The 26,780-nt window shown below is 70.9% G+C and carries 28 protein-coding genes and 1 pseudogene; 19 read left to right on the forward strand and 10 right to left on the reverse strand.

From position 1 onward, the window contains the following. Nucleotides 1-5: 5 nt before the first annotated feature. Together AB0310_RS13430 and AB0310_RS13435 are read right to left on the reverse strand one after the other, a co-directional pair. Nucleotides 6-965 (reverse strand): DNA-3-methyladenine glycosylase family protein, encoded by a 960-nt coding sequence (locus tag AB0310_RS13430; RefSeq protein ID WP_187663297.1) that lies wholly within the window; start codon nt 963-965, stop codon nt 6-8. Between the two features lie 55 nt (nt 966-1,020). Then, a complete protein-coding gene (locus AB0310_RS13435) occupies nt 1,021-1,734 on the reverse strand; it encodes a winged helix-turn-helix domain-containing protein (RefSeq protein ID WP_187663298.1) in 714 nt (237 codons plus the stop codon). 330 nt (nt 1,735-2,064) lie between these two features. On the opposite strand from AB0310_RS13435, the gene AB0310_RS13440 reads away from it, so the two are divergent. The 4 genes from AB0310_RS13440 to AB0310_RS13455 all read left to right on the forward strand — a co-directional run bounded on the left by AB0310_RS13440 (nt 2,065) and on the right by AB0310_RS13455 (nt 7,325). Beyond that, nucleotides 2,065-2,373 (forward strand): GNAT family N-acetyltransferase, encoded by a 309-nt coding sequence (locus tag AB0310_RS13440; protein ID WP_187663299.1) that lies wholly within the window; start codon nt 2,065-2,067, stop codon nt 2,371-2,373. A gap of 52 nt (nt 2,374-2,425) precedes the next feature. Continuing rightward, nucleotides 2,426-2,908, forward strand: coding sequence for a DIP1984 family protein (locus tag AB0310_RS13445; protein WP_187663300.1), 483 nt, complete (start codon nt 2,426-2,428; stop codon nt 2,906-2,908). A 254-nt stretch (nt 2,909-3,162) separates the two neighbouring features. Next, nucleotides 3,163-4,332, forward strand: coding sequence for an exonuclease SbcCD subunit D (locus AB0310_RS13450; protein WP_259953451.1), 1,170 nt, complete (start codon nt 3,163-3,165; stop codon nt 4,330-4,332). Beyond that, nucleotides 4,332-7,325, forward strand: a complete 2,994-nt coding sequence (locus AB0310_RS13455; protein ID WP_366237431.1) for an AAA family ATPase — start codon at nt 4,332-4,334, stop codon at nt 7,323-7,325. The genes AB0310_RS13450 and AB0310_RS13455 overlap by 1 nt, the downstream gene beginning before the upstream one ends. Nucleotides 7,326-7,327: 2 nt before the next feature. Here AB0310_RS13455 and AB0310_RS13460 read toward each other — a convergent pair whose 3' ends face one another. Next, nucleotides 7,328-7,885: a phosphorylase family protein gene (locus AB0310_RS13460; RefSeq protein WP_187663303.1), complete on the reverse strand. Its 558-nt coding sequence runs from the start codon at nt 7,883-7,885 to the stop codon at nt 7,328-7,330. Nucleotides 7,886-7,994: 109 nt separating this feature from the next. Here AB0310_RS13460 and nadE point away from each other — a divergent pair, with 109 nt between their 5' ends. From nadE to AB0310_RS13475, 3 genes are all read left to right on the forward strand, one after another. After that, nucleotides 7,995-8,813, forward strand: a complete 819-nt coding sequence (nadE, locus tag AB0310_RS13465) for an NAD(+) synthase (protein ID WP_366237432.1) — start codon at nt 7,995-7,997, stop codon at nt 8,811-8,813. An 87-nt stretch (nt 8,814-8,900) separates the two neighbouring features. Continuing rightward, nucleotides 8,901-12,383 (forward strand): TM0106 family RecB-like putative nuclease, encoded by a 3,483-nt coding sequence (locus AB0310_RS13470; RefSeq protein ID WP_366237433.1) that lies wholly within the window; start codon nt 8,901-8,903, stop codon nt 12,381-12,383. Beyond that, nucleotides 12,380-13,183, forward strand: a complete 804-nt coding sequence (locus tag AB0310_RS13475; RefSeq protein WP_366237434.1) for a GNAT family N-acetyltransferase — start codon at nt 12,380-12,382, stop codon at nt 13,181-13,183. Before AB0310_RS13470 ends, AB0310_RS13475 begins: the two co-directional genes overlap by 4 nt. A 22-nt stretch (nt 13,184-13,205) precedes the next feature. Here AB0310_RS13475 and upp read toward each other — a convergent pair whose 3' ends face one another. Further along, the gene (upp, locus tag AB0310_RS13480) at nt 13,206-13,838 is read right to left on the reverse strand and encodes a uracil phosphoribosyltransferase (RefSeq protein ID WP_025104476.1); all 633 of its coding nucleotides are present in this window, start codon (nt 13,836-13,838) and stop codon (nt 13,206-13,208) included. Nucleotides 13,839-13,919: 81 nt separating this feature from the next. Here upp and AB0310_RS13485 point away from each other — a divergent pair, with 81 nt between their 5' ends. Further along, on the forward strand, nt 13,920-14,375 hold the full coding sequence (locus AB0310_RS13485) for a nucleoside deaminase (RefSeq protein WP_366237435.1): 456 nt from the start codon (nt 13,920-13,922) through the stop codon (nt 14,373-14,375). A gap of 4 nt (nt 14,376-14,379) precedes the next feature. Here the strand turns inward: AB0310_RS13485 and AB0310_RS13490 are convergent, their stop codons facing one another. Then, nucleotides 14,380-15,351, reverse strand: coding sequence for a cation diffusion facilitator family transporter (locus AB0310_RS13490; RefSeq protein ID WP_187663308.1), 972 nt, complete (start codon nt 15,349-15,351; stop codon nt 14,380-14,382). Nucleotides 15,352-15,410: 59 nt separating this feature from the next. On the opposite strand from AB0310_RS13490, the gene proC reads away from it, so the two are divergent. Continuing rightward, a complete protein-coding gene (proC, locus tag AB0310_RS13495; RefSeq protein WP_366237436.1) occupies nt 15,411-16,250 on the forward strand; it encodes a pyrroline-5-carboxylate reductase in 840 nt (279 codons plus the stop codon). Nucleotides 16,251-16,458: 208 nt separating this feature from the next. Here the strand turns inward: proC and AB0310_RS13500 are convergent, their stop codons facing one another. From AB0310_RS13500 to AB0310_RS13515, 4 genes are read right to left on the reverse strand one after another with little or no spacing between them, the layout of a single operon-like run. Beyond that, a complete protein-coding gene (locus AB0310_RS13500; RefSeq protein WP_366237437.1) occupies nt 16,459-18,051 on the reverse strand; it encodes a hypothetical protein in 1,593 nt (530 codons plus the stop codon). Next, a complete protein-coding gene (locus AB0310_RS13505) occupies nt 18,033-18,809 on the reverse strand; it encodes an ABC transporter ATP-binding protein (protein WP_187663311.1) in 777 nt (258 codons plus the stop codon). Before AB0310_RS13505 ends, AB0310_RS13500 begins: the two co-directional genes overlap by 19 nt. Before the next feature lie 57 nt (nt 18,810-18,866). Continuing rightward, nucleotides 18,867-19,538, reverse strand: coding sequence for a potassium channel family protein (locus AB0310_RS13510; RefSeq protein ID WP_025104470.1), 672 nt, complete (start codon nt 19,536-19,538; stop codon nt 18,867-18,869). Then, entirely contained in the window at nt 19,531-20,961 is a 1,431-nt protein-coding gene (locus tag AB0310_RS13515; protein WP_187663312.1) for a TrkH family potassium uptake protein, read from the reverse strand. The genes AB0310_RS13510 and AB0310_RS13515 overlap by 8 nt, the downstream gene beginning before the upstream one ends. A 104-nt stretch (nt 20,962-21,065) precedes the next feature. On the opposite strand from AB0310_RS13515, the gene AB0310_RS13520 reads away from it, so the two are divergent. The 10 genes from AB0310_RS13520 (at nt 21,066) to AB0310_RS13565 (ending at nt 26,647) form a co-directional block, all read left to right on the forward strand. Beyond that, nucleotides 21,066-21,482, forward strand: coding sequence for an ArsR/SmtB family transcription factor (locus AB0310_RS13520; protein ID WP_187663313.1), 417 nt, complete (start codon nt 21,066-21,068; stop codon nt 21,480-21,482). 244 nt (nt 21,483-21,726) lie between these two features. Continuing rightward, nucleotides 21,727-22,653, forward strand: coding sequence for a cyclase family protein (locus tag AB0310_RS13525; RefSeq protein WP_280567198.1), 927 nt, complete (start codon nt 21,727-21,729; stop codon nt 22,651-22,653). 75 nt (nt 22,654-22,728) lie between these two features. Next, nucleotides 22,729-22,920 (forward strand): helix-turn-helix domain-containing protein, encoded by a 192-nt coding sequence (locus AB0310_RS13530; protein WP_025104463.1) that lies wholly within the window; start codon nt 22,729-22,731, stop codon nt 22,918-22,920. 114 nt (nt 22,921-23,034) lie between these two features. Continuing rightward, entirely contained in the window at nt 23,035-23,133 is a 99-nt protein-coding gene (locus tag AB0310_RS13535) for a 30S ribosomal protein bS22 (protein WP_003792170.1), read from the forward strand. Between the two features lie 79 nt (nt 23,134-23,212). Continuing rightward, nucleotides 23,213-23,515, forward strand: a complete 303-nt coding sequence (locus AB0310_RS13540) for a rhodanese-like domain-containing protein (RefSeq protein WP_187663315.1) — start codon at nt 23,213-23,215, stop codon at nt 23,513-23,515. Beyond that, nucleotides 23,512-23,808, forward strand: a complete 297-nt coding sequence (locus AB0310_RS13545; RefSeq protein WP_025104461.1) for a glutaredoxin family protein — start codon at nt 23,512-23,514, stop codon at nt 23,806-23,808. The genes AB0310_RS13540 and AB0310_RS13545 overlap by 4 nt, the downstream gene beginning before the upstream one ends. Then, nucleotides 23,805-24,107 carry a Dabb family protein gene (locus tag AB0310_RS13550; RefSeq protein WP_366237438.1) on the forward strand — a complete coding sequence of 101 codons (303 nt, stop codon included), beginning with the start codon at nt 23,805-23,807 and terminating at the stop codon, nt 24,105-24,107. Before AB0310_RS13545 ends, AB0310_RS13550 begins: the two co-directional genes overlap by 4 nt. 143 nt (nt 24,108-24,250) lie before the next feature. After that, a complete protein-coding gene (locus AB0310_RS13555; protein ID WP_268777239.1) occupies nt 24,251-25,063 on the forward strand; it encodes a basic amino acid ABC transporter substrate-binding protein in 813 nt (270 codons plus the stop codon). Nucleotides 25,064-25,097: 34 nt separating this feature from the next. Beyond that, complete coding sequence (locus AB0310_RS13560) at nt 25,098-25,895, forward strand: amino acid ABC transporter permease (RefSeq protein WP_187663318.1); 798 nt, start codon at nt 25,098-25,100, stop codon at nt 25,893-25,895. Then, the gene (locus AB0310_RS13565; protein WP_187663319.1) at nt 25,892-26,647 is read left to right on the forward strand and encodes an amino acid ABC transporter ATP-binding protein; all 756 of its coding nucleotides are present in this window, start codon (nt 25,892-25,894) and stop codon (nt 26,645-26,647) included. Before AB0310_RS13560 ends, AB0310_RS13565 begins: the two co-directional genes overlap by 4 nt. A 35-nt stretch (nt 26,648-26,682) precedes the next feature. Here AB0310_RS13565 and AB0310_RS13570 read toward each other — a convergent pair. Next, nucleotides 26,683-26,780: pseudogene (locus AB0310_RS13570) on the reverse strand (Hsp70 family protein); the annotation flags it as partial.

Genomic DNA, 26,780 nt, shown 5'->3' on the forward strand with positions numbered 1-26,780 from the left:
GCCGGTCAGCGTCGGCGGTGGTCTTCCGGGGCGAGCCGGGGTCCGCGCCGCGCCTCGGCGACGCCGCTCGCGAAGATGAGCCGGATGACGCGCTGCCGGTGACCGGCCCAGGGAGCGAGCAGCTCGACCATGCCGGCGTCATCCGTGCGGTGCCCCGTCAGGGCATGTCCGACCTCGTGCGCCAGATGGTAGTCGCCCACGCTGACGGCATCGGGGTCGCCCAGCGCACGGATGCGCGTCTCCGCAGCGGTCCAGACGCCGACTCCGGGCAGGCTCGTGAGGACGCGGTCACGTTCAGGGCCGGTCGTGGCCGCTCGGACGGCATCGGCGATGCGGTCGCCGCGCTCCGCCGCCCGCACGATGGTCTTCGACTGCGGCGGCTCCACTCCGGCGCGGTGCCACGCCCAGGAGGGGATGCGTCGCCACTGCGCCGCCGTGGGAGCGACGGCCATCGGTCGCGGCGTCGGCCCCGGCGCCGGGTCGCCGAAGCGCGACACGAGGTATCGCCAGGCGCCGAAGGCCTGCATGGAGGTGACCTTCTGCTCCAGGATGCCGCAGGCGAGAGCATCGAAGACCTCATCCGTGCGCGCGAGCCGGATGCCGGGGTGTCGCCGGGCCGCCTCGGCGATGAGGGGGTGCAGGGAGGGATCGAAGCCGGTCGGGTCGTCGCCGGCACCGCACAGTGCCGGCACGAGGGCGAGTGCGTGCTCGGCGCCCGGACCCCAGGCGGTCGCCGTGACGTCGTTCCCCGACATCCGCAGGGCCAACGTCGACGGACCCTGTGGCGTGCGGACCGCGCGCCAGATGACGGGGCCGTCGAAGACCGTCGTCGGATCGGTGCCGCCGCGGCGCAGCATGCCGACGGTTCGCCGGAGATCGAGCGGGTGCGGCGGGCGGTACGTCGTCTCCCGCGGAGCATCCGCGCGGACGGCGCCCGCCGTCGCGGGGGCGGCGGCGAGGGTCATGCGCCCACCCTACGCGCGGCTCCTGACACCGGCCTCCGGGCTGAGCAGGAGCGGGTCAGAAGCGGTCGGGCGACGGGGTTCCGTGGCCGTAACGGATGACGACGTCGGCGTGACGGTCGAAGCGGTAGCCGATGCCGCGCACGGTACGGACGATGTCCTCGTAGCGCCCGAGCTTCGCCCGCAGCCGGCGCACATGCACGTCGATCGTGCGCTCGCCAGGGGTCTCGTCGTCCTGGGCCTGCCAGAGGGCGGCGACGAGCTCGCTGCGCTCGATCGTGCGGCCCTCGCGGAGGACGAGGTACTGCAGCAGCTCGAACTCCTTGTAGGTGAAGGCGGCCGACTCGCCGTCGATGAGCACGCGCTTGCGGGAGATGTCGACGGTGACGCCGGACTCCTCCGGCGTGGTCTCCTCCTCGGCGGCGGCCTTGGTGCGGGCGATCGCGCCGGGCTCCTGCAGGGCGAGACGCACGACGTCGAGGTCGCGGCCGCCGGAGCCGTGCGGGGCGAGGGCGACGGTGGCGTGGGTCTCGGCGCCGGGCGCGAGCTCGGCAAGCGTGCGGCGGAGGGCGTCGACGAGCAGCGGAAGGCTCACACCGGCTTCGGCGGCCTTGATCTCGTCCAGGCCGACGTAGAGGGCGAAGCCGCGGGGCGAGCGGACGGCGGGGAGGTCGGCGCCGGTCGGGGCCAGCGGAGCCGACGACTCGGCGGGTCGGACGGTGCGGTTCGGGGCGGTGACGGCGGGACGCTCGAGAAGGGCGGAGTTCGACATGATGATGGGTCCTCAGGACGTGAGCCCGACGGGAGGGGGCTCGGATGCGTTGCACGAATGACCGGCGGAGCCGGGGAAGCGAGCACGGGTGTGTGCTCGGGACACTGCTCTCGCAGATGGCGAGGAGTCAGGTCAGACGAGGTGGCTGTTCGTTCAGCGACACATTCGGCAACACATGTCAACGCGACCGGGCATCATCATCCCGGCAGTCCCGTTCGCCTCCTGGGCGGACAAAGGGCGTGCGTTGATGGTCATGGGGGGATTATGTCCGATCGTGACGGGACATGTCAAAACGCCCGGGCGCGTCGCAAGAGGCGTAACGTGACACGGATGACGATCTCGCACACCGTCGGCGGCTTCATCCTGACCGACGAGAAGGACGCATCGCGGTACACCCTCACGCGCGACGGGAAGCTCGTCAGCGTGCTCGACTACCGGGACGACGGCCACACCGTCGCGCTCACCCGGGCCTACACGGTCCCGGCATTCCGCGGAAACGGATACGCCGGGAAGGTGGTCGAGGGGGCCGTGGCCGACATCGCGGAGCGCGGCGACCGCAAGGTGGACGCCGTCTGCTGGTACGTGGCGGAGTGGTTCACCGCCCACCCCGAGCAGTCCGGACTCCTCCGCTCACGCTGACGCTCCGGCTGTATGACGAACTGTTACGGCCGCCGCCTGCGAGGATGAGGACATGAGACTCGCCGAAGCCCTGGCCGCCCGCGCCGACCTGCAGCGCCGCATCGAGCAGCTGCGGGCGCGCATCGTCGCGAACGCCCGGTACCAGGAGGGTGAGGAGCCTGCGGAGGACGCGGCGGCGTTGATCGAGGAGGCCGATGACGCACTGACTCGGCTGCAGAGCCTCATCCGCCGCATCAACGTCACGAACTCCCGCCTCGACCTCGGCGCGGACGGCACGATGACCGACGCGCTCGCCGCGCGGGACGTGCTGCGCCTGCGCCACTCGGTGCTCGCCGACGCGGCGGCCGCCGCGTCCGGGGCGAGCGAGCAGTACCTGCGTCAGATGCGCTCGGAGCTGAGGCAGGTGTCGGCGCTGCCGGTCGCCGCGCTCCGGGCCCGGGCGGACGCCGTCGCCCAGGAGCTCCGTGCGCTCGACAACCGGATCCAGCAGGCGAACTGGTCGCACGACCTCGAGGAGGAGAGCGGAAGTCGGTAGTCGCGACGGAGCGGGCACAACCCTCAGCCGGCGGGGCAAGCCGGCACCTGTGGGCGGAGGGCAGCCCTGATCTCGCATCGCGCAGCCCCGCACGTCGCACAGGTGAAGATGCACGGTGCATCTCGCATCACCACGTGCCGGTCGTCGCGACGAGGGTGGGTCAGGGGACCTTCCGCCTTCTCCTCGGCCGTCGGGAGACGGCGGTCCCGGCACGCCTCGGACGGAATGTCCGAGGGGCTTCGTACCGTGGGGGTATGCGGATCCTGCACACCTCGGACTGGCACATCGGCCGGACGTTCCATGGCAACTCGACCATGGACGCGCTGGCCGAGGTGCTCACCGCCCTGACCGCGCAGGTCAGGGAGCACGAGGTCGACGTCGTGATCGTCGCGGGCGACGTGTTCGACTCCGCCACGCCCTCGGCCGCCGCCTATACGCTGCTCGGAGACGCCCTCGTCGATCTGCATGAGACGGGTGCACGGGTGGTCGTCACCAGCGGGAACCACGATTCCGCCGCGCGGCTGGGGTTCCAGGCCCGGCTGCTGCGCGACGGCATCCACGTGCTCACCGACCCCCTCGCGGTCGGTACCCCCGTCACGATCGACGACGCTCACGGTCCGGTGCATTTCTTCGGGATCCCGTATCTGGAGCCCGCGATCGTCCGCCAGCACTGGCCGGAGGGCGACGCCGAGGGACGGCAGCTGCGCACGCAGGCGCAGACCATGACGCACGCGATGACCCTCGTCCGCGCGGGCATGCAGGAGCACGCGGGTCGGTCGATCGCGATCGCCCACTGCTTCGCCGCGGGGGTGGAGCCGACGGAGGGTCTGGAGCGCGAGGTGCGACAGGGCGGCCTCGACGTCGTGCCGCTCCGGGCGTTCGACGGCCCCGACTACGTCGCACTGGGTCATATCCACGGTCGTCAGCAGGTCAGCGAGCGGGTGCGATACGCCGGCGCTCCGCTGCACTACAGCTTCGGCGAGCAGCACAAGCCGCGCGGCTCCTGGCTCGTCGACCTCGATGCCGACGGGCTCGCGGGCGTCGAGTGGCTGGAGCTGCCGGTTCCGCGGCGCCTGGTCACCCTGACCGGCGCCTTCGAGGAGATCCTCTCCGCAGAGAACATCGCCGCGCACGCCGACGCCTGGGTGTGCGCCGTCTACACCGACGCCGTACCGCAGACCGAACCCATGCGACGGCTGCGCGAGGCGTACCCGCACTGCGCCATGGTGCAGCATCAGCCCGCGACGGTCGGGGAGGAGCGTGAGCGGTCGTACGGCGAGCGGCTGCGCTCCGCGGTGACCGACGCCGACCGGATCGAGGCGTTCCTCGAGCATGTGCGGGCGGGCCAGGGAGCGACCGAGGTCGAACGCGAGCTGATCCGCGAGGTGCTCGACGACCGGGTCCGCGCGGAAGCCCTCGTCTAGTGCGGCTACATCGGCTGGAGGTCGAGGGTTTCGGGCCGTTCCGCGCGCGTCAGACCGTGGACTTCGACGCCTTCGCCGACGACGGGATCTTCCTCATCGCCGGCCGCACCGGAGCGGGGAAGTCGAGCATCCTGGACGCGGTCTGCTTCGGGCTGTACGGCGGGGTGCCGCGGTACGACGGCGGGGAGAAGAGGCTCCGCAGCGATCACAGCGAACCGGACGATCCCTCCGAGGTGGTCGTCGAGTTCAGCACGCCGTCCGGTCGCTACCGGGTCACGCGTTCGCCCGAGTACCTTCGGCCGGCTCGGCGCGGCGGAGGCCTGACCAAGCAGGCGGCGGCGGTCTCCCTGGAGGAGCTCACGGACGACGGCTGGGTGGGTCGCGCGGCGCGGGCGGTCGACGTGGCGCACGAGCTCGATGACATCCTCCAGCTCAGCCGGGAGCAGTTCCTGCAGGTGATCCTTCTGGCGCAGAACCGCTTCTCGGAGTTTCTCCTCGCGGGCAGCCGGGACCGGCAGGCGCTGCTGCGCCGGCTCTTCGGCACCGAGCGTTTCGAAGACGTGCAGGCGCGGTTCGACGAGCGGCGGCGCCACGCTGAGCAGGGGCTCGGCGCGCGCCTGGCCACCGTCTCCGCGCGGCTGGACGAAGCGGAGCGCCTGGTGGTGGATGCCGACCTCGGGGGCGACGGCGGTGACGACGAGGGCGGCATCGCGTCGGAGGTGCAGGGCGCTGGCACCACGACCGCCGATCGCCTGGCGGAGCTCGAACGGGCGCAGGCGCGCGCTGCGTATCGGGCGGAACGGCGCGCCGCCGATCGCCTGGAGGCGGAGAAGCGGTTCGAGGTCGCCGATGCTGCTCTGGCTGCGGCGCGCGAGGATCAGCGCGCGCAGAAGGAGCGAGACCGTGCCCGCGCGGCGATGGCCCGTCTGGATGCCGAGGAAGCGGCGGTCGCCGCGGCGAAGGCGGAGCTCGGCAGGGCGCGGGCAGCCGAGGCGCTCCGTTCCTCGATCGCCGCGGCCACACGCGCGGCGGCGGCAGCGGACGAGGCGGCCGCCACGGAGGAACGGGCACGCGCGGCCTGGGCCCGGCTCGGCGTCGAGACCGACGACCTCGACGCGTGGATCGCGGAACGGACGCGTGAGTCCGGGATCTGGGAGCGCGCCGTCACGCTGGAGGCACAGGCGCCGTCCCGCGCCACCGAGCGCGGGACGGCGGAAGCGGCTGTCGTCGCCGCCGAGCGCCGGTGCGAGGACGGGCAGGCGGAGCGCGCTGCCCTCCCCGGGCGGATCGCGGCCGCAACCCTGGAACGGGACGACGCCCGTCGACTCGCCGACCGCATCGCGGAATGGGAGAGCGTGCGCATCGCCGCGGCCGTTCGCCGCGAAGCCGCGGTAGAGGCGGAGACCCTGCAACAGGAGTGCACCTCCGCCGAGCGGGTCCTCGCCGAGGCGACGTCTGCACAGGCCGCCGCACAGTCGGCTCTCGCTGACCTGCGGCAGCGCCGGATCGACGGCATGGCGGGGGAGCTGGCCTCCGCCCTCGTCGACGATCACCCCTGCCCGGTGTGCGGTGCGCGAGAGCACCCGGCCCCGGCAGACCACGGCGCGACGGTCTCCGCGGAGGACATCGCGGCTGCGGAGGTCCGGAGGGACGAGGCGGCGCGGCGCGAGCAGCAGGCGGCGTCGACCTGCACGACGTTGCAGGTCCGACTCGCCGCGGCCACGGCGCGCGCGGACGGACGGGACGTCGAGACGGCGGGAGCCGAGCTCGATGCCGCCCTTGCCGCGGAGAAGGAAGCCCTTGCCGCCGCCGAGACCGCGCGGCGACGCGATGTCGTCCTCGCCGAGCTCCGCGAGCAGCAGGACGCCCTGGAGCTCCGCCGTGTCCAGGACGAGGCGGCCCTCGCCGCAGCCCGCGAGCAGCTGGCTCTGGTGGTCCAGCGAGACGATGACGCCCGCAGGGCGATCGACGAGGCGCGAGGGAGCTACGCGTCGGTCGCCGAGCGGACGGCGGAGACGACCGCCCACCTCGCCGTGGCCCGACGCCTCCTGGACGCCGAGGCCGAACGTGCGCGGAGACAGCAGGCGGCGACGGAGGCGGCCGCCGAGAGAGACGTTGCACTCGATGCCTCCGAGTTCCCCGACGTCACGGCCGTCGTGGAGGCGTTGCGCCCGCCGGCGGTGCAGGCGGAGCTCGATGAGCGGGTGACGACGCACGCGGTGCAGCGGGAGAAGGAGCGTGCACTTCTCTTCGACCTCGAACTGCGGACCCTGCCGGAGGAGCCGATCGACCTCGCGCCGATCGAGCAGGCAGCGCTCGATGCGAGGGCGGCGTGGACCGCCGCCGTCGACGAGGCCACGAGGACGGCGGGCGACGCTGCGCGGCTGGCCGGCCTCATCGACGCCGCGAAGGACGAGCACGCCCGCACGGCAGAGGACGCGGCGGCGTTCGAGGTGCTCCAGGCCCTCGCCGACACCATCGCCGGACGCGGAGCGAACACACGCAAGATGACGCTGGAGACCTTCGTGCTGGCGGCAGAGCTCGAGGAGATCGTCGACGCCGCGAACCGCCGCCTCCACGACATGTCGGAAGGACGCTACCGGCTGCAGCACTCCGATGCCCTGGCGGCACGCGGTGCCGCGTCCGGACTGGGCATCGTGGTCGCCGACGCGTTCACCGGGCAGACCCGCCCGCCACAGTCGCTGTCCGGCGGCGAGACGTTCCTCACGTCCCTGGCGCTCGCCCTCGGGCTGGCCGAGGTCGTGACGGCCCGCGCCGGCGGCATCCGCCTGGACACGCTCTTCATCGATGAGGGATTCGGCTCGCTCGACGGCGACACACTCGACGTCGCGATGCGCACGCTCGACGAACTCCGGCAGGGCGGGCGCACGGTCGGGGTCATCAGCCACGTCGAGGCCATGCAGGAACAGATCCCGGCTCAGCTCACCGTCCGCGCGCTGCCGAACGGGCCGAGCGTCATCGAGATGCGCTGAGCTCAGACCCCGTATTCGGCGCGGATGACTTCGCGCAGCTCGATGCTGCATCGGGCGATGGCCTCGCGGAAGTCGGCCAGGGCGCCGTCCTCGGCTTGGTCGGAGACGGCGCGGAAGGCGCGGATGGGCACGCCGAACTGTCCCGCGACCCAGATGTACGCGTAGGTCTCCATGTCCACCAGTGCGGCGCCCATCGGCCGGATAACCGCCGTGACCTCGGCGTCGTTCACGAAGTGGTCACCCGTGGCGATCACGACGCCCTCGCGGCCCGTCGTCACCTGCGGCGGAAGCGAGACGTGCCGTCCGACGACGCCGTCGAGATCGATCACGTCGTGCTGCACCGCCGTCGCGATCTCGTGCACCGCGTACGGACGCCCCTTCTCGATGGAGCCCGCGGTGCCGACGACGACGACCTCGTCGTAGGTCTTCGCGTCGAGGGCCCGGGTCAGCGCGTACGTCGCCGGCAGCTTGCCCGGGCCGGTGACTAGACGGTCGAAGCCGTCGAGCTCCTCGGGGAAGGCGGACAGTTCGGACTCGAGGGCGGCGACGAGGAGCTTCACCGCTTCAGTCTCTCAGGTCGCGGCCGGATACCGCGTCCTGGCGCAGTGGCGTGACCCGCAGGAAACACGGAAGGGCGATACTGGAGTGAACCGATGAGCGGAGGACAACGTGTCGTTGCAGAAGCAGATCGCGGAAGAGCTGGGCGCCCGGCCCGACATCGATCCCGAAGCGGAGGTGGAGCGTCGCGTCGGCTTCCTCGCGGACTACCTGCGCACGACGGGCGCGAAGGGCTTCGTCCTCGGCATCTCCGGCGGACAGGACTCGACGCTCGCGGGGCGCCTCGCCCAGCTCGCGGTGGAGCGCGTGCGTGCCGAGGGCGGGGAGGCGACCTTCCTCGCGGTGCGCCTGCCCTATCGGGTGCAGCACGACGCCGACGACGCGCAGGCCGCGCTGGACTTCATCGCGCCGGACTCGTCGATCGAGGTGAACATCCAGAACGGGGTCGAGGGTGTCGAGAAGGACATCGAGTCCGCCGTCTCCAGCGACATCTCCGACTTCAACCGCGGGAACATCAAGGCCCGCCTCCGCATGGTCACCCAGTACGCGCTCGCCGGGCACGAGGGTCTGATCGTGATCGGCACCGACCATGCCGCCGAAGCCATCACGGGCTTCTACACGAAGTTCGGCGACGGCGCGGCCGACGTCCTCCCGCTCGCCGGGCTCACGAAGCGACAGGGTCGCGCCCTGCTCCAGTTCCTCGACGCCCCGGAGCGCCTGGCCTTCAAGGTGCCGACGGCCGACCTCCTCGACGACCAGCCGGGGCGCACCGACGAGGACGAGCTCGGGCTGACGTACGAGCAGATCGACGACTTCCTCGAGGGCCGGGAGGTCGACCCCGAGGTCGCCGGGCGCATCGAGGCGCGGTATCTCGCGACGCAGCACAAGCGTCATCTGCCCGTGACGCCCGACGACACCTGGTGGCGCTGACCCGGGGCGCCTCACGCGGGACCGCCCGCTTTTCGCCGTGTCGGATGCCGCGGATAGTGTCGAAGCAGCCGACAGAACGGGAGAATCGTGCGGATCGACACAGAGGCGCAGCGGGTCATCTGGAGCGCGAGCGACCTCAAGGCGGCCGCCGAGTGCGAGTTCGCCTGGTCCCGCGCGATCGATGCGAAGCTCGGTCGGGTCCCCGCGGTGGAGGAGCCGGAGGACGCGACGCTCCTCCGCGCGGCCCAGCTCGGAGACGTGCACGAGCAGAACGTGCTCGAGCGCTACATCCGCGAGCTCGGCGACGAGCGGGTGCATCGGATCGCCAAGGTCTCGTCGAGCGATCCTGACGCGCTGGCTGCCGCCGTCGACGAGACGTTGAGCGCTCTGCGCTCGGACGCCCTGGTCGTCTTCCAGGCGGCCTTCGCCACCGACGAGTTCGTCGGGTTCGCCGACTTCCTCCGCCGCGATGCGGACGGGCGTTGGCGCGTGCAGGACTCGAAGCTGGCCCGCAAGGCCCGGGTGACCGCGCTCATGCAGCTCGCGGCATATGTCGACCAGCTCGACCGGCTCGGCATCCCGCGTGCGGACGAGGTCGACCTCATCCACGGCGACAACAGCGTCAGCACGCATGCGGTCGACGACCTCCTCCCACTGTTCCGCGTGCGCCGGGCGCGGCTGCGCGCTCTGATCGCGGACCGCGCCGTGGCCGACGGCGCGGCCGGGGCGCCGCTCGCGTGGGGCGACGACCGCGGCGATCTGCGCGTGGTCGCCTGCGGGCGCTGCGCCACGTGCGAGGAGCAGGTGCTGGCCCATCGCGACCTCCTCATGGTGGCCCGCATGCGGCCGGTGCAGCGGGCCCGTCTGCGCGCCGCCGGGATCCTCACCATCGACGACCTGGCCGCGGCGACCCAGGCACCGCAGGGCATGAACGTCGACACGTTCGAGAACCTCCGCGCCCAGGCCCGCGTGCAGCTGCGGGCGGATGCCGAGGGCGCGGCGACGTACGACGTGCACTATGCCGCGGCGATCCACACCCTCCCTGTGCCCAGCCACGGGGACATCTTCTTCGACTTCGAGGGCGATCCGCTGTACACCGAGCCCGCTCCCGACGGCGAGGCCGAGTGGGGCATCGACTATCTGTTCGGCTGGGTCGACAACGCCGACCAGTACACCGCGCTCTGGGCGCACTCGTTCGCGGAGGAGCGTCGGGCACTGGAGACCTTCCTCGATTTCGTGAAGGTGCGTCGCGCCGCCCACCCCGGCATGCACATCTATCACTACGCCCCCTACGAGACCTCCCACCTGGTCGCGATGGCCGCCCGCCATGGGGTGCGCGAGGGTGAGGTGGACCGCCTGCTCCGCGAGGGCGTCTTCGTCGACCTGTACCCACTGGTGCTGCGCACCGTCCGCGTGGGTTCGCGGTCCTACTCGATCAAGAAGCTCGAGCCCCTCTACATGGGGGAGGACGTGCGCACGAGCGACGTCCAGAAGGGCGACGACTCCATCGTGCAGTACGTCGCGGCGCGGGAGCTCGCGGCAGCGGGGGCGCAGGCCGAGGCCGACGCGGTGCTCGCCGACCTCGCCGACTACAACCGCTACGACTGCGTCTCCACCCGGCGGCTGCGCAACTGGCTCATCGACATCGCCCGCGCGGAGGGGGTCACGCCGGCCCCGCCGGACGACGCGGACGAGGTCATCTACGAGCCGTCGCCGCGTTCGCTCGCGCTGCTCGGCGACGCGGAGCGTGCGGTGGAGGTCGGTGGCGATGGGCTCGTGCACCGGCTCGCGGCGGCCGCCATCGACTACTTCCCACGCGAGGCGAAGAGCTTCTGGGTCGCGCACTTCCAGCGGCTGCGGGAGCCGGTCACGATGTGGGACGGCACCCGCGATGTGGTGAAGGTCGATGCGACCCGCTCGCGGGTCCGCCGGGACTGGAGCATCGGCGAGGGCCGCAGAGTCCTGTCGCGCGAGCTGGAGATCCGCGGCGAGGTGTCCCCTGGCACGACGCTCGGTCCGGGTGCCCAGCCGTTCGCGCTCTACGACGTCCCGGCGCCGTTCGACACCGACGTCCCGTCGCGCGCGGTGCACGTGCCGCACGGGGTCACGGTCGTCGAGGTGCTGGACGACGGCTATCTCGTGGCGGAGTCCGCGGTCCGGGGGCAGACCTGGAATGACCTCCCCGTCGCCCTCACCCCCGCCGCGCCGCCACGGGTGGTGTCGCTGCAGCAGGCGATCGACGAATGGGCCGATGCGGTGCACGCGGCCGCTCCGGACTTCCCCCAGGACGCGGCGACCGACATCCTCCGCCGCCTCCCTCCGCGCACCGTGTCGGGGAACGCGCTCCCGGCCGCCGGCGACGACCCGATCGACGCGATCGTCCGCGGGATCCTGGACCTCGACCGCAGCTATCTCGCCGTACAGGGGCCTCCAGGCACGGGGAAGACCTACACGGGTTCCCAGGTGATCGCCCGGCTCGTCACAGAGCACGGCTTCCGGATCGGCGTCGTCGCGCAGTCCCACGCGATCATCGAGACGCTGCTGGAGCGCGTCGTCGCCGACGGTGTCGCCCCGGGTCACGTGGCGAAGTGCCCCAAGGACGCGAACGCCGATCCCGGGTACACGGTGATCCCGAAGACCGGCATGGCCGCCTTCCTCGCGGAGCACGCAGACGGGGGCGCCGTCGTGGGCGGTACCGCCTGGGACTTCAGCAACACGCAGCGGGTGGCCAGGGGAGAGCTCGACCTGCTCGTGATCGACGAGGCCGGGCAGTTCTCGCTCGCCTCGACGATCGCGGTCGCCACGGGCGCGCAGAGGCTTCTCCTCCTCGGCGACCCGCAGCAGCTGCCCCAAGTCAGCCAGGGCGCCCACCCGGAGCCGGTGGACACGTCCGCGCTCGGCTGGGTGATGGACGGCGACCCCGTCGTGCGCCCGGAGTACGGCTACTTCCTCGCGCGCTCCTGGCGGATGCACCCGCACGTCGCGGCTCCGGTGTCGAAGCTCGCCTATGCCGGGAAGCTCGCCTCCGCACCCGGTACCGAGCGGCGCGCGGTCGAGGGCATCGACCCGGGCCTCCACGTGGTGCCGCTGCGCCACCGCGGTAACGCGACCCAGTCGCCGGAGGAAGCAGAGGAGGTCGTGCGCATCGTCCGCGACCTCGTGGGCCGCGCCTTCCACGACAACGATGCGGCGGGCACCGTGCGGCCACTGACGCCGGAGGACATCATCGTCGTGGCGCCGTACAACGCGCAGCGGCAGCTCGTGCACGACGCGCTCGCCGCGGCGGGTTTCGGCGGCGTTCCGGTGGGCACGGTCGACAACTTCCAGGGCAAGGAGGCCGTCGTCTCGATCACGACGCTCGCGGCGTCGAGTGGCCGAGACGCTCCCCGGGGCCCGGAGTTCCTGCTGCTGCAGAACCGGCTCAACGTCGCGATCTCCCGGGCGCAGGTCGTGGCCTACCTCATCCACTCGCCGGCGCTGCTCGACGACCTGCCGTACACGCCCGAGGGCGTCGCCCGGCTCAGTGCCTTCGCCCGCCTGGTGGGGGCGGCGGAGGAGGAGGGTTCATGACGACGACGGTTCCTGCACCGGCCGCCGACGGCACGCCGACCGAGGCGGACATCCTCCGTGCCGCCGCCGCGTGGGCCTGGTTTCCGCGCGGCAGCGAGCATGTCCGCGGCGACCTGCTCCTCGTGCGGTACCCGGAGCGGTTCGGGGGCGGCGTCCGCGGCTCGCAGGTGACGTCCGCGCGCCCCGCCGCCGAGGTGCTGGACGGGGCGCTGGATCGCACCAGAGCCTGGGGCGAGAGCGTGTTCACGTTCTGGACGAATCCCGCCGACGACCCCGACCTCGAAGAGGAGCTCCGACGCCGCGGTGCCGTGCACTTCGACACCGTCACCGTGTTCGCGCGTCCGACCAGTGGAGCCGCGGTCGACGTGCCGCCCGGGGTCTCCGCCGAGGTCGTGCGGGCCGTGGATCAGCTCCGCGAGGTCGATGCGATCAACGTCCCGGTCTGGGAGCAGCAGCCCCTCGACGACGACGGTCTGCGTGCCGAGTTCGCCGAGCTGACCGAGGCTCTCGATGCCGGTACCGGTTTCCGGGTGCTCGGGCGCATCGACGGACGCGCGGTGAGCACGGGCGGATGCACCATCGTCGACGGGTTCACTCGACTCTGGGGAGCGGCGACGCTCGAGGCCGATCGTGGTCGCGGCGTCTATCGAGCGGTCCTCGCGGAACGCCTGCGGCAGAGCGCCGCGCGCGGTGCGAGGACTGCGCTCGTCAAGGGCCGTGTCTCGACATCGGCGCCGATCCTCGCGAGAGCCGGCTTCACGCGCTACGGCGACGAACGCGGCTACCGCCTGGCCCTCTGACGTGGGAACGGCGGCGACGGCCTCAGACGGTGCCGTACAGCCGGTCTCCCGCGTCGCCGAGACCGGGCACGATGTACCCCTTCTCGTCGAGGCGCTCGTCGAGCGCTCCGAGGACGAGGGTCACGTCACGGTCGCCGGCCATCGCCTCGATCGCCGCCACACCCTCCGGAGTGCCGAGCAGGCAGATCGCGGTGACGTCCTTCGCACCGCGATCGAACAGGAACTGGATCGCGGCGGCGAGCGAGCCGCCCGTCGCCAGCATCGGGTCGATCGCGAAGCACTGGCGGTCGGAGAGATCGTCCGGAAGCCGCTCGGCGTACGTGGTGGGCTCGAAGGTCTCCTCGTCGCGGACCATGCCGAGGAAACCGACCTCCGCGGTGGGGAGGAGCTTGACGAGGCCTTCGAGCATGCCGAGACCGGCGCGCAGGATGGGGACGACGATGGGTCGCGGCTCGGAGATCTTCACGCCCGTGGTCGTGGTGACCGGCGTCGTGATCTCGATCGGAGTGACCTTCACATTCCGGGTCGCCTCGTACGCGAGGAGCGTCACGAGCTCTTCGGTCAGCTGGCGGAAGACCGGCGACGGGGTGCGCGCGTCGCGCAGCACCGAGAGCTTGTGGGTGATGAGAGGGTGGTCGGCGACGTGGACACGCATGGATACAGGCTAATGCGCCCCGCGTCCGCGCACGACATCGGGTGCCGTGGCGGACACCGCGCGCTGTCGTAGGCTCGGGGCATGACCGCCGCCGACCGCCGTGCGATGCAGCGTGCCCTCGAGCTCGCTGCCGAGGCCGCGGACGCCGCGGAGATCCCGGTCGGCGCCGTCGTCCTCGATGCCGACGGGAATTTCCTGGCGGAAGGACGGAACACCCGCGAGACCACGCGCGATCCGACCGGGCACGCCGAGATCGAAGCCATCCGCGCTGCGGCGGCGCACCGGGGATCGTGGAATCTCGACGGCTGCACGCTCGTCGTCACGCTCGAGCCCTGCGTGATGTGCGCCGGCGCGATCCTGCAGGCACGCATCGGCCGCGTGGTCTTCGGCGCGTGGGATGACAAGGCGGGAGCGGCCGGATCGATGTACGACGTGCTGCGCGACCGGCGCCTGCCGTACCGCGCCGAGGTGATCGGCGGCGTGGACGAGCACGCGTCCATCGCGCTGCTCCGGGCCTTCTTCGAGGACCGTCGCTGAACGCTCAGTCCGAGGACTTGAGGACGAAGACGTCGGTCGAGGGTTCCGGATCGATCGCGGGACGGTAGACGTCCGGCTCGATGTAGACGACCCGGGCGACCGGCACGGCGGCGCGGATGCGGGCCTCGATCTCGTCGATGTCGTCGGCGACCTCGCGCAACGGCTTGTCGGCGCTGAGTGCGATCTTCGCGGCGACCATCAGCTCGTCGGGCCCCAGGTAGAGGGTCTTCATGTGGATGATCTTCTCGATCTCCGGGCCGTCGTTGATCGCGTCCACGATCCGGTCGTAGTCGGCGGGGGTCGCTCCCTCGCCGACGAGCAGACTCTTGGTCTCCACACCCAGCACGATCGCGATGAGCACGAGCAGGACGCCGATCATCACGGTGCCGAGGGCGTCGAAGACGGGGTTGCCGGTGAGGAGCGTGAGACCGACGCCGAGCAGGGCGAAGGTGAGTCCGGTGAGGGCCCCCACGTCTTCGAGAAGGACGACGGGGAGCTCCGGCGCCTTGGACCGTCGCACGAAGGAGAACCACGACTGCCCCTTCTCGCGCACGACGTTGCTCTCGCGCACGGCGGTGCGGAGCGAGAACGACTCCAGGCCGATCGCGATGAACAGCACGACGAGGGGGAGCCACCACCAGGTCTGATCGATCTCATGCGGATGGGTCAGCTTGTCCACACCCTCGTAGATCGCGAAGAGCCCGCCAACGGAGAAGAGGATGATCGACACGACGAAGGCGTAGACGTAGCGCTCGCGGCCGTAGCCGAACGGGTGCGAACGGTCCGCATGGCGCTTCGCCTTGCGCCCGCCGAGCATCAGCAGCAGCTGGTTGCCGGAGTCGGCGACGGAGTGGATCGCCTCCGCGAGCATCGATGCCGAGCCGGAGAGAGCCCACGCGAGGAACTTCGCGAGGGCGATGCCCAGGTTCGCCAGGAACGCCGCGACGATGGCCTTGCTGCCTCCGGATGCACTCATGCGACGAGTCTAGGACGGCAACCCGGCCGCCACAGGAGCGCCCGCCGTAGGATGACGACATGGCTGATGCGCTCCCGTCCCTCGCGTTCCTCGGTGCCGGATCGATGGGGGGAGCGATCCTCCGCGGCGTGCTCGCCTCGGGCGTCCCCGTGCAGGGAGGGATCACGGCCACGAACCGCACGCCGGAGAAGGCAGCGGCGTTCGCGGGTCTCGACGGCGTCACGAGCATCGCGCTGTCCGAGCAGCCGGAGGGCAACGCCGAGGCCGTGGCCGGCGCACGGGTGGTCCTGGTCGGGGTGAAGCCGGCGATGGTCCCCGACCTCCTGCGCGAGATCGCGCCGCACCTGGCCGCGGAGACCGTCGTGGTGAGCCTCGCCGCGGGTGTCACGCTGCAAACCTTCGCCGACGTCCTCGGTGCCGAAGCCCGCGTCATCCGCTCCATGCCGAACACCCCGTCGACGATCCGCAAGGGGGTCACCGGGCTCGCGGCCGGCGCCGCGGCGACCCCCGACGACCTCGCGCTCGTGCGTCGTCTGTTCGAGACGGTGGGCGCGGTGGTGGAGGTCCCCGAGTCGCAGATCGATGCGCTCTCGACGATCTCGGGCTCCGGTCCCGCGTACGTCTTCCTCCTCATCGAACAGTTCACCGCAGCCGCGCGGGAGATGGGCTTCGCCGACACGGACGCCCGTCTGCTGGCCGAGCAGACCTTCATCGGCGCGACCGCGCTGCTGGATTCGACGGGGGAGGACCCCGCGGAGCTCCGCCGCCGGGTGACGAGCCCGAAGGGGACGACGGAGCGCGCGGTCGCTGTCCTCCAGGACGCGCACCTGTCCGACACCTTCGCCGCCGCTGCTGCCGCCGCCCTCGCTCGCGCGAACGAGCTCGCCGCCGGAGCCTGATCCCGCCTGCCTGTTCTCGCGCGCTTCCACCCCGCGAAGGCAGGCTTTCACGCGAGTTCAGGCAGCCAGCACTCCTGGAGCCTGAACCCGCGCGAGGGCCTGTTGTGGCGAGGGCGGCGGGGAGCAGGCGACCACGGGAGTTCAGGCGGCCAGTGTTCCTGGGGCCTGAACTCGCGCGAGTTCCTGTTGTGGGCGAGGTGTCGTGCGGCTAGGCGTCGCTGGCGACCTCGGTGAGCACCTCGGGCCAGCGCCGTTGCAGGACGTGACCGCCGAGCACCGTGCCGCCCCAGAGGGCCGCGCCCCCGAGGACGACGGCGGCCGCGAGGCTCGCCCAGCCCAGGGGCGGGATCCAGATCGACGCGATCGCGAAGCCGAGGGCGGGGCCGCCGAGCAGCAGCGTGATCGGGGACATGATGAGCATCGCGAGGAAGGACTGCGCGCCGCCGGAGGAGCCGCGTCCGAACGGGTTGGCCTCGGGTGCCGGAGCACGTCCCGGCAGGAACGCCCCCACCCAGGACCCCGCTCCCGCCGACACCGCCATGAGCCCGAGAGCGGCGCCCAGGCTGCCCGGAAGCAGATCCGCACGCCCGGCCAGCAGGCAGCTCGCGACGCAGAGGAGGACCGTGATCGGCACCGCGATCAGCGCGAACCCGAGCAGCCGTCCGACGCGGTCGGCCGCGCCGCTCACCCCGGTGAGGATGTGCAGCGCGACGGCGTCGTTGTCGTAGGCAATCGCCATCTGCACGATGCTCCCGGCGAGGAGGGCGTTGATCGCCGGAATGAGGGTGATCGCGGGCGCGAAGCCGGCACTGTCCTGCTGCAGTCCGTTCATGAGCGCGAGTCCGAGGAAGATCGCCGGGAGCAGCAGGAGCATCACGATGTTGACGACCTGACGCGGATCGCGGCGGAAGTAACGGAGCGTCCGTCCCGCGATGGCACCGACGGGGCCCGCGGGGAGCAGGCGGTCGAGCAGGCCGCCCGAGCGCACGCGTCCGCCGCCGCTCGACTGCAGCGGCGCGACCAGGCGCGCATCGAGCATCCGGCGCGCGGCGACCCAGAAGACGACGAGGGTGCCGGCGGCGACGAGCAGTCGCAGGAGGGCGGTGAGCACGTCGCCCTGTGCCACCGCGGCCGGGACCCCGAACACGGCCGCCACCGGCGTCCACGCGGCGATCTCGGCGACCGTCGTGAAGGCGCCGCCGACGTCGCGCACGGTCGACAGTGCCTGCAGCCCGATGTTCAGGAGGAGGCCGGAGGAGGCCAGCAGCACGACGCCGAGGGTGAGGACGAGGTCTCGCGTCCGCCGACGGGCGAGCCACCCCGCGAGCAGACCGCTGACGACGCGGGCGCCGAGGACGCAGGTCGCGAGGGCCACCGGGACCATGAGCACCGCGACGAGGAGGGCCGGAACGCTGACCGACCATCCCACGAGCATCAGCAGCAGGGCCAGCGCGGTGCCGATGCCGCCGATCGTCGTCATCCCCGCCACGACCAGTCCGGGGAGGAGAGAACGGGCGGTCACCGGGAGCAGGGCGAAGCGCTCAGGTGCCAGCGAGTCGTCCGCACTGACCAGGATCGACCCGATCCACCACCCGAGCACGATGACGGCGCCGGTGAGCACCATCGCGGTCACGGCGGCGTCGGGAGCTCCCACCCGCAGGGCGATCAGCCCGACGGTGAGCAGCCCGAGCATGCTCAGCGCGATGAGACCCACGATCGCGAGGGTCACGATCATCCAGGGGTTGCGCCTGAGCTGATGTCCGAGCTGTCGCAGCCGCAGGCCTACGAGGAGCGCAACCACGCGAGCGTCTCCGTTCCGAGGTCGTGCGCGCCCACGAGGGTGAGGAAGCGCTCCTGCAGCGTGAGCCCGGCGCGCACCTCGTCGAGCGCACCGTGTGCCAGCAGGCGGCCCTCGGCCACGATGGCGACGCGGTCGCACAGCGACTCGACGAGCTCCATGACGTGGCTGGAGAGGACGACCGTGCCGCCGCCGTCCACGAAGGAGCGGAGGATCTGCCGGATCGTCTGTCCGGAGACCGGGTCGACCGCCTCGAGCGGTTCGTCGAGGATCAGCAGCCGCGGCGCGTGGATGAGCGCGCAGGCCAGGCCGATCTTCTTCTTCATGCCGGCCGAGTAGTCGACGACGAGCGTGTCGCGGGCCTCCGTCAGGCCGAGCGCGTCGAGCAGCTCACCGGAGCGGGAGACGACCTGCGCCTCCGGCATCCCGCGCAGCAGGCCGGTGTACCGCAGCAGCTCGGCGCCGGTGAGGCGGTCGAGCATCCGGATGCCGTCAGGGAGCACCCCCATCCGCGCCTTCGCGGCGGCAGGGTCCTGCCAGACGTCGGCGCCGAGCACCCAGGCGGTCCCGGCGTCCGGGCGCAGGAGCCCCGTGGTCATGGCGAGCGTCGTCGTCTTGCCCGCACCGTTCGGGCCGAGCAGCCCGAGCATCGAGCCTGCGGGGACGTCCAGGGACAGCGCGTCGACGGCGACCTTCTGCCCGAACTGCTTGCGGAGCCCGCGGAGGGCCAGGACGGGCGGTGCGGGGGCGTGATCGCTCATGCCCCCATCCCACCACGGCGGCCGTGGCGGGCGCATCCGCCGTGGGGAGGACCCGGTTCAGCGGTCGAGGGCGGCGAAGCGCTCGATGTCGCTGTTCGTCCCGGAGACGATGATGAGGTCGTGGTTGGTCACGATCGTGTTGGCCTCGGCGTACCGGAACGGCTTGCCAGGGCTCTTCACGCCGACGACCGTGACCTTGTACTTCGAGCGCACACCGGATTCGTTCAGGCCGACGCCGCGGATGAACTTCGGCGGGTACATCTTGGCCAGGACGAAGTCGTCGTCGAAGCGGATGAAGTCGAGCATGCGCCCGCTCACGAGGTGGGCCACGCGCTCGCCGGCCTCGCGCTCGGGGTAGATGACGTGGTTGGCACCCACCCGGGCGAGGATCTTGCCGTGCGACTGGGAGACCGCCTTGGCCCAGATCTGCGGCACCTTGAGGTCGACGAGGTTGGCCGTGATGAGCACCGACGCCTCGATCGAGGAGCCGACGGCGACGACCGCGACCTGGAAGTCCTGGGCGCCGATCTGACGGAGCGCGTCGATGTTGCGGGCATCGGCCTGCACGGTGTGCGTGACGCGGTCCGACCACTTCTGCACGAGCTCGAGGTTGTCGTCGATCGCGAGCACCTCGCGGTCGAGGCGGTCGAGTTCGCCGGCGCAGGCGGCGCCGAACCGGCCGAGACCGATGACGAGGACGGGAGCGTCCCCCCGAAGGACTTCAACCAACGATCGGCCTTTCCACGGGCAGTGAGTAGTACTGCGTGCGCGATGTCGCGGCGACTGCCGCAGCGAGAGTCACTGTACCAACGCGGCCCATGAAGATCGTCGCGGCCATGACGTACGAGGCGGAATCCGGCAGCTCCCCGGTGAGGCCGGTGGAGAGCCCGACGGTGCCGAACGCGGAGATGACGTCGAAGAGCACGTGGCTGATGTCGGCCTTGGTGATCTGCGCGATCACGATGGTCGACAGGGCGACGATCGTGGCACCCCAGGCGACGACGCTGAGGGCGACGCGCTGCACGTCGCTGGGGATGCGGCGGCCGAACGCCTCGACGGACTGGCGGCCCTTCGCTTCGGACCAGACGGCGATCGCGAGGACCGCGAGCGTGGTCACCTTGATGCCGCCCGCCGTCGACGCGGACCCGCCGCCGACGAACATGAGCATGCTGGCAGCGAGCAGCGACGAGCCGTTGAGGTCGTCCATCTCGATGACGTTGAAGCCGCCGGAGCGGGTCATCGCGGAGAGGAAGAACGCCTGGAAGGTCGTGTCAGCGGCGTCCATCGAGCCGAAGGTCTTCGGGTTGTTGTACTCGAGGATCAGGAAGGCGGCGGCGCCCAGGATGAACAGCAGCACGGTGGTGACGATGGTCAGCTTCGAGTGCAGCGACCAGCGCTTGACGTGCCAGACGTGCTTCGCGAGCGTGTAGATCACCGGGAAGCCGATGCTCCCGAGGAACACGCCGACCATGAGGAGTGACAGCACGAGGTAGTCGTCGGCGAAGACGGCCACCCCGCCGTCGTTCGGCGCGAAGCCGGTGTTGGTGAAGGCCATCGCCGAGAAGTACGGGGCCTCCCAGAGCGCGGCGATCGGGTCCACCCCCGCCATCACCAGCGCCGGGTAGAGGAGGGCGGCGAGGGCCGCTTCGATGAAGAGGGCCGAGAGGGCGACCGTGGTAAGCAGCTGGCCCACCTCGCCCAGGCGCACCGTCTGGCTCTCGTTGACCACGCCGCCGTGCGCGCGGAGCGGATTCGTGTCGCCGGCCGCCATGAGCTTGGCCCGCAGGCCGAGGCGCTTCGAGATGAGCATCCCCATGAGGGAGGCGAGGGTCAGCACGCCGAGGGCGCCGATGTTGACGCCGATGAACACGACGACGTGGCCGAAGGGCGACCAGTGGTTGGCCATGTCGACGGTCGCGAGGCCCGTCACGCAGATCGTGGAGACGGCGGTGAACAACGCGTCGCTGAGCGGTGTCACCGTGCCGCTGGCGGAGGCGATCGGCAGCGAGAACAGCACCGTGAACACGAGGATCAGCAGCGCGAAGACGGCGATCGCGAACCGGGAGGGCGACGAGGTGATGAGGTGCTTCACCCGGCCGGCGGCTCCGGGGAGACCGGTGCGAGGAGACGACGCCGAAACGATGCCCGACATCGCTGCCCCCTTCTTCTGCGCCGTCCGTTCCCCGGCGGCAGCACGGCGCCTCTCGCCGAGCCTTCGTCATGGTACTCCGTGCCGGGGCGCACTACCCTGATCACATGACGGACATCTTCGACGTGATCGCAGACGGTACGAGGCGCGACATCCTCCAGCTCCTGCTCCGCCGCACGTCCGAAGGCGAGTCCGGCACGAGCGTGAGCCAGATCGTCGCCGACCTCGGCATCAGCCAGCCCACGGTCTCCAAGCACCTCAAGGTGCTCCGGGACGCCGAGCTGGTGACCGTCCGCGAAGACGGCCAGCGCCGTTTCTACAGCCTGTCCGTCGCGCCGCTCGAGGCCGTCGACGACTGGCTGGTCCCGTTCCTCGTCGACGCGTTCGGCGACACCGCGCCGGACATCGCATACCCGGGCGCTCCGATCCCCGACGGTGCTGCACACGCGGCCGAGGTCGTCGGGCGTGCAGCGGCATCCGCCAAGCACGTGGTCGCCAATGCGCTGAAGCGCCTCGGCGCCTGACCCGACGCCCCGCCCGGACGGAGAACCGCCCCCGACGGCAGGGGGGATGCCGTCGGGGGCGGTGTGCGGACCCCAGATCCGCGCGGACTCGGCAGGTGCCGGCACGGGTCCTGCACTCGACATTGGCAGGGCTGTCTGAGCGATCGGGCAATGCGGGCTATGCGCGGGCTGGACGTCGGCGTGCCGGTGGGGCAGGGCGGGGCCACGCATCGTTCCGGAGGAGCCCGTCGGGCAGGATGGGCACATGACGGACGAGTACCGCGCGCACTTCGACTTCGCGATCACCTTCGCCAACGGCGGCGGGCTGCAGGGACAGGGGTTCCGACTCGATCTGCCGCGGAAGGACATGACGGCCGAGGAGGTTTCGAGCCTGCTCGTGTCACACCTCGGCCTGACGCTCGTGGGCGGGGTCGAGCTCCGCGACCTGCAGATCGTCTCCGAGCCGCACCGAGGCAGTCGTGGCGTCGTGGCACCGGCTCCTGCAGATCGCGCCGACCGAGTCGTCGACCTGAGCCACCCGATCGCCGAGGGCATGGTCACGTATCCCGGGCTGCCCGCGCCGAGCATCACCCCGCACCTCACCCGCGCGGCCTCTCGCGAGCGCTACGCGCCGGGGACGGAGTTCGCGATGGACGTGATCACGATGATCGGCAACACGGGGACGTACCTCGACTCCCCGTTCCACCGCTATGCGGACGGGGCGGACCTGGCGGCGCTCGACCTGGAGAGCCTCGTGGATCTCCCCGCCGAGGTCTTCCACCTCCGCGACGCCTGGACGCCGCAACGGCGGGGCATCAGGGCGGCGACGCTCGCCGACCGCGAGCTCCGCGGCAGCGCGGTGCTCCTGGACACCGGCTGGAGCCGCCTGTTCGGCACCCCCGACTACGGCACGGGCGCACCCTTCCTCGCCGAGGACGCCGCGCGATTCCTCGTCGATGCCGGGGTGCGCCTCGTCGGCATCGACGCGCTCAACATCGACGACACGGAGAGCGGCGGGGAGCGACCCGCGCACAGCATCCTCCTCGCAGCGGGCGTGCACGTCGTCGAGCACCTCACCGCTCTTGACCGCCTCCCCGCGCGCGGGGCGCGGTTCACCGCGGCCCCTCCGGCGATCCGCGGGTTCGGCACGTTCCCGGTCCGGGCGTTCGCGACCATGCCGATATCTCACTGATCACAGCAGTCACGCGGGTTTACACGCGTCCCAGCGACCCCATAGAGTGTGCTCATCGAGAAAGGGGTACGTGGGATGCCCGAGGTTCCAGACGTCCGATTCCTGACGGTGGCCGAAGTCGCCGAGCTCATGCGCGTGTCCAAGATGACCGTGTACCGGCTCGTGCACGCCGGTGACCTTCCCGCCATCCGGTTCGGACGGAGCTACCGCGTGCCGGAGTCCGCCGTCGCGGAGGCTCTGCAGCGGCCCATCGCCGACGCCGGCTGACGGAGGGCGCGGGGCACCCTCCTGAGTTTGCTAGGATGATCCGAGGCATTTTTCGTGCTCGTACCCGGGTGTCCGATTCCGGCGACACCCAGCCCCTGACTTAGTGAGGTTTCCGTGGGTTCTGTCATCAAGAAGCGCCGCAAGCGCATGGCGAAGAAGAAGCACCGCAAGCTGCTTCGCAAGACTCGCCACCAGCGCCGCAACAAGAAGTAAGCGGCCAGACACCGAGCGCCTGTCTTCGGACGGGCGCTTTGTGTCTCTGCGCGCCGTTCCGCACCGCCGAGAGGATGTCATGAAGTCGATCACCGTCGCCGAACTCGCCGAGCGCTCCGGCACGCCCCTCATCGATGTCCGGGAGGTGAACGAGTTCCAGGCAGGACACGTCCCCGGCGCCGTGAACATCCCGATGTCCGAGATCGGCAACCGCCTGGAAGAGCTTCCCGCGGAGTCGTTCGACGTGATCTGCCAGGCCGGCGGCCGCTCGGCCCGTGTGGTCGAAGCGCTCGAGGCCCGCGGCTACGACGCCACCAACGTCGAGGGCGGCACCGGCGAGTGGATCGCGCAGGGACGCGAGGTCGAGGTCCCGTCGTCGTGACGACGCTGACCCTCATCGGCAAGCCCGACTGCCATCTGTGCGCCGTGGCCTCCGAGGTCGTCGACGCGGTCGTCGCCGAGCTGCCGGACGCCGCCGCGGAGCGCATCCAGATCGTCGAGGCGTCGATCCAGGACGACCCCGCCCTGTACGAGCAGTGGTGGGAGAAGATCCCGGTCGTCCTCATCGACGGGCGACTGCATGCGCACTGGCGCGTGTCCCCCGACCGACTGCGCGAGGCGCTGGAAGAAGCCGTCGACGCGGAGGCCCGCGCCGACCAGAAGGAGCTGCGATGACCATCCGCCATGTCGTGACCTGGAAGCTCGCCGCGGAGGACGCGGGGGAGCGGCAGGCCCAGGCGGCTGAGGTGGCCCGCCGCCTCAACGCCCTCGACGGGGTCGTGCCGCAGCTGCGCAGCATCTGGGCCGGCGCGAACGACGTCTACCCCGACGCCAACTGGGACGTCACCCTGGTCGCCGACTTCGACTCCGTCGCGGACCTCGAGCAGTATCAGGTGCACCCCGCGCACGAGGAGGTCGCCGGGTACATCCGCTCGGTCGTCGCCGGTCGCGTGGCGGTCGACGCCGAGGTCTGAGCGTCGAGACTCGTCCCCGCCGCACCGAAACACAAACGTGATGCGGCGCAGGCGGATGTCATTGGTCACGCGACGAGCCGCATGTTTAGATGAACTCCTACCCGTCCGTGGGCTCACCCGCCCCCCGACTCTCAGGAGCCGACATGTCCCGTCGTAACCTCTTCGCCGGCCTCGCGATCGCGGCCACCGCCACCCTCGCGCTCGCCGGATGCGCCACCGGCTCCTCCGATGCGGGCAGCAGTGGCGAGCCCGCCGCGGGCGACGAGTACGGCCTCGTCGAGGCGGGCACGCTCACCGTCTGCTCCGACATCCCCTACCCGCCGTTCGAGTTCGAGGGTGACGACGGCGAGTACACCGGCTTCGACATCGACCTCCTCGGCGCGATCGCCGAGCAGCTCGACCTCGAGCTGTCCGTGCAGGATGTGGGCTTCGACGCGCTGCAGTCAGGCACGACCCTCGCCGCCGGTACCTGCGACGTCGGCGCCTCGGCCATGACGATCACCGACGAGCGCAAGGCCAACATCGACTTCTCGGACCCGTACTACGACTCGCTGCAGTCGCTCCTCGTGCGCACCGATTCCGGCATCACGTCCATCGATGACCTCGACGGCAAGAACGTCGGCGTGCAGCAGGGTACGACGGGTGAGGCCTACGCGACCGAGAACGCTCAGGGCGCGCAGCTCGTGCAGTACCCCTCGGACGGCGAGCTGTGGCCGGCCATCCAGGCGGGGCAGATCGACGCGATCCTGCAGGACCAGCCCGTCAACCTCGAGCACGAGAAGGCCGACTCCGCGTACGAGATCGTCGAGACCTACGAGACCGACGAGTCCTACGGCTTCGCGTTCGCGAAGGGCGAGAAGGACGAGCTCCTCGACGCCGTGAACGGTGCGCTCAAGGACCTGAGGGACAACGGCGAGTACCAGAAGATCTACGACCAGTACTTCACGGCGAACTGAGCCGGGGAACACGGAGGTCGGGAGGACCTTGACAATGGCGTTGAGGCGCACCACCAAGCAGAAGCTCTACCGGTACACCGTCTATGCGGTGCTGATCGCGATCGCCGTCTGGGTCGCGTTCAGCACCGACTGGTCCCGGCTCGGGCAGCTCTTCTTCAACCCCGAGGTCGCAGCCAAGATGCTGCCGGGGATCATCACGACCGCGCTCGTCAACACGCTGTGGTTCACTGCGGTGGCGTTCGCCGGCGGCCTTCTCCTCGGCGTGATCCTCGCGCTGATGAAGCTGTCCGAGATCGGTCCGTTCCGGTGGATCGCGACCGTCTGGATCGAACTTTTCCGCGGGCTCCCCGCCCTGCTCACGATCTTCGCCATCGGGTTCATCGTGCCGATCGCGCTCGGCGTGCGGGCGCAGGAGCTCGGCGGTCCCGTGGTGCTCGGCCTGATCGGTCTCGTGCTCGTGGCGTCGGCGTACATGGCCGAGACCATCCGCGCGGGACTCCAGGCGGTGCCGAAGGGGCAGACCGAGGCCGCGCGATCGCTCGGCATGTCGCCCATGAAGACGACGTTCTGGATCGTCGTGCCGCAGGGCTTCCGCATCATCATCCCGCCGCTGACGAACGAGTTCGTGCTGCTGCTGAAGGACACGTCGCTGCTGTTCGTCGTCGGCACGTTCATCTGGTCGAAGGAACTCACGACCTTCGCCCGTGACGCCAGCACGCAGAACGCCAACGGAACGCCGCTGATCATGGCGGCGATCCTCTACCTGATCGTGACGATCCCGCTCACGCGTTTCAGCGCGTGGCTGGAGCGTCGGATGGCGAGGACACGATGAGCACCGACCTGATCGACGTGCAGGCCCCCGCGATCGCGATCCAGGACCTGCACAAGAGCTTCGGCGACAACGAGGTGCTCAAGGGCATCGACCTGACGGTGCTCGCCGGCGAGGTCGTCTGCGTGATCGGCCCGTCCGGGTCGGGCAAGTCGACGTTGCTCCGCTCCGTGAACCTCCTGGAGGAGCCCACAGGCGGCAAGGTGCTCATCGAGGGCATCGACATCACCGATCCCGACATCGACATCGACCGCGTGCGCACCCGCATCGGGATGGTGTTCCAGAGCTTCAACCTGTTCCCGCACCTCAGCGTGCTCGGCAACCTCACGATCGCGCAGCAGCGGGTGAAGAAACGCTCGAAGGCCGAAGCGGAGAAGGTGGCCCGCGCCATGCTCGAGCGCGTCGGGCTCGCGGAGAAGGCCGACGCGTACCCCGGGCACCTGTCCGGCGGACAGCAGCAGCGGGTGGCCATCGCGCGGGCGCTGTGCATGAACCCCGACATGATGCTGTTCGACGAGCCCACGTCGGCCCTCGACCCGGAGCTCGTCGGCGAGGTGCTGCAGGTGATGCGGTCGCTGGCCGACGAGGGCATGACGATGCTCGTCGTCACGCATGAGATGGGCTTCGCGCGCGAGGTCGGCTCGCGGCTGATCTTCATGGACGGCGGACAGATCGTCGAGGAGGGCGACCCCCGCGAGGTGCTGGCGAATCCGCAGCACCAGCGCACGAAGGACTTCCTCTCCCGCGTCCTGTAGTTCGCTCCGCCGTGGTGTCGCCGAGACCCCGGGGATTCGTCACCCGAGACGTCGACGCCCGTGGTCTCCTTGAACTGCTTGATCAGGTAGTCGACGAGGCGCTGGTCCCAGTCGTCACCACCGAGGCGGTTGT

The sequence above is a fragment of the Microbacterium meiriae genome, assembly GCF_040702565.1.
In the GTDB taxonomy this organism is placed as follows: Bacteria; Actinomycetota; Actinomycetes; order Actinomycetales; family Microbacteriaceae; genus Microbacterium; species Microbacterium meiriae.